The 2,343-nt window shown below is 32.4% G+C and carries 2 protein-coding genes and 1 pseudogene; 1 reads left to right on the forward strand and 2 read right to left on the reverse strand.

The features are described from left to right. Nucleotides 1-102 precede the first annotated feature (102 nt). On the forward strand, nt 103-903 hold the full coding sequence (erm(F), locus tag DXD65_RS20805) for a 23S rRNA (adenine(2058)-N(6))-methyltransferase Erm(F) (RefSeq protein WP_004295323.1): 801 nt from the start codon (nt 103-105) through the stop codon (nt 901-903). A gap of 202 nt (nt 904-1,105) precedes the next feature. On the opposite strand, the gene DXD65_RS20810 is transcribed toward erm(F), so the two are convergent. Beyond that, nucleotides 1,106-1,930, reverse strand: coding sequence for a class D beta-lactamase OXA-347 (locus tag DXD65_RS20810; protein ID WP_004295324.1), 825 nt, complete (start codon nt 1,928-1,930; stop codon nt 1,106-1,108). Between the two features lie 220 nt (nt 1,931-2,150). Next, a pseudogene (locus DXD65_RS21445) lies at nt 2,151-2,343 on the reverse strand (hypothetical protein); the annotation flags it as partial.

Raw genomic sequence — 2,343 nt, forward strand, 5'->3', positions numbered from 1 at the left:
TTTTTGTTGCTCAGGTACTTAAAAAAAATATTTTATAATAGTGTTGCGGAATTAAGGTTCTCCACGATTTGAATTCAAGTATTCACCTGTAAGAAGTTACTAATGACAAAAAAGAAATTGCCCGTTCGTTTTACGGGTCAGCACTTTACTATTGATAAAGTGCTAATAAAAGATGCAATAAGACAAGCAAATATAAGTAATCAGGATACGGTTTTAGATATTGGGGCAGGCAAGGGGTTTCTTACTGTTCATTTATTAAAAATCGCCAACAATGTTGTTGCTATTGAAAACGACACAGCTTTGGTTGAACATTTACGAAAATTATTTTCTGATGCCCGAAATGTTCAAGTTGTCGGTTGTGATTTTAGGAATTTTGCAGTTCCGAAATTTCCTTTCAAAGTGGTGTCAAATATTCCTTATGGCATTACTTCCGATATTTTCAAAATCCTGATGTTTGAGAGTCTTGGAAATTTTCTGGGAGGTTCCATTGTCCTTCAGTTAGAACCTACACAAAAGTTATTTTCGAGGAAGCTTTACAATCCATATACCGTTTTCTATCATACTTTTTTTGATTTGAAACTTGTCTATGAGGTAGGTCCTGAAAGTTTCTTTCCACCGCCAACTGTCAAATCAGCCCTGTTAAACATTAAAAGAAAACAGTTATTTTTTGATTTTAAGTTTAAAGCCAAATACTTAGCATTTATTTCCTGTCTGTTAGAGAAACCTGATTTATCTGTAAAAACAGCTTTAAAGTCGATTTTCAGGAAAAGTCAGGTCAGGTCAATTTCGGAAAAATTCGGTTTAAACCTTAATGCTCAAATTGTTTGTTTGTCTCCAAGTCAATGGGTAAACTGTTTTTTGGAAATGCTGGAAGTTGTCCCTGAAAAATTTCATCCTTCGTAGTTCAAAGTCGGGTGGTTGTCAAGATGATTTTTCTGGTTTGGTGTCGTCTTTTAAGCTGCCGCATAACGAAAAATGGTAGCCGTAGTTGCCGGATTTACAGCACTTTCGTATCAATTTAGCACTTCGGTTCGTTAAAAGCACCAAAGTATCAAGTTGGCACGAAAGCCGGCAATTATCGGCTACCATATGTTAGTGGCATTTATCATTTCATTATATTCATTTGCTTTAACGCATTTTTTGTTACATTAATTCTCGATGAAATAAAATCATCAACATTCAATCCGTCTGTCGGAATTACATTTGTTGCAAAAAAATAAACATTAGATTTTGTTTCAACATAACCAACAAACCAACCATTATATTTTTCTTCTATCGAACTTAATCCAGTCTTACCGCTTAAAATGTAATTTTCAGTTCGCTCAATTTCCATAATATTTTTGACAATCTTTATTGTCCTATCAGAAATTGGAAATTTTGAAAAATAGAATTTCCTTAAAAAGTCGATTTGTTGTTTTTGAGATATTTTTGAATTTCCTTCAAGCCAAAAATTGTCAATCGTTAAACTGTCAAAAATCATATTTTTATACTCAAATTTTTCTAAATATTCTTTCATTTTAATTGTTCCGATTTTCCTTGCAATTTCCTGATAGCAAGGAACACAGGAAATTCTAAAAGCATCTTTAAATGATAAATCTTTTTCCCAAATATCCATTTTTCTCTGCTCGCCATTCCATTTTAAAATAGTTGTATCATTTTCAATAATGCCTAATTCAACAGCAATTATAGAATTTGGAATTTTGAATGTTGATGCAGGTAATTTTCCGTTTTTAGCCCAATCAAAGTCATTTGAGTAAAAAGTATTCTTGTCGTTATCATAAATTAGAATTGAACCATTTACTTGAAAACTATCTAAAATTTTGTCAAAATCAGAAATTTCTGTTTCAATTATGTTTTTATTCGTTGTTGTGTTACAGCAAACAAATAAAAATATCATTGAAATAAAAACTACAAATAAAATATTTTTCATTTATTGTCTAATTATCGTTTGTTTTTGTTGCCACTAACGGGAAACGCATTGGCGAAGTGGCGGATAAATTGGACAAAAAGTTCAATTTAGCAGTGACGTAGCCGATGTGTTTCCACAGAAGCTAAATTATTAAAAAAAGCTGAATGTGGAACACATTCGGCGGAATAAAATGCACAAAAGTTGAGTTTGGCACTTAACCCGCCATTTTGCCAATGCGATGTTATATGCCGTATTTTTTGATAAGATAATTTAAGTCAGCTTCGTTTAAAATTCTAATGTTTGCTTTTTTTGATTGGTTTAAGTCGTTTATTTTTTGGATTTTTGACCAACCACAATCTTCACCTGCAAAAACAAAATCCTCAAATCCGCAACTAAGCTCTTCAGCGTCCTTCTTGCGTCTAAACGTCCTCTCA

Origin of the sequence: Bacteroides sp. 4_1_36, from assembly GCF_003466325.1 — a bacterium.
In the GTDB taxonomy this organism is placed as follows: domain Bacteria; phylum Bacteroidota; class Bacteroidia; order Bacteroidales; family Bacteroidaceae; genus Bacteroides; species Bacteroides uniformis.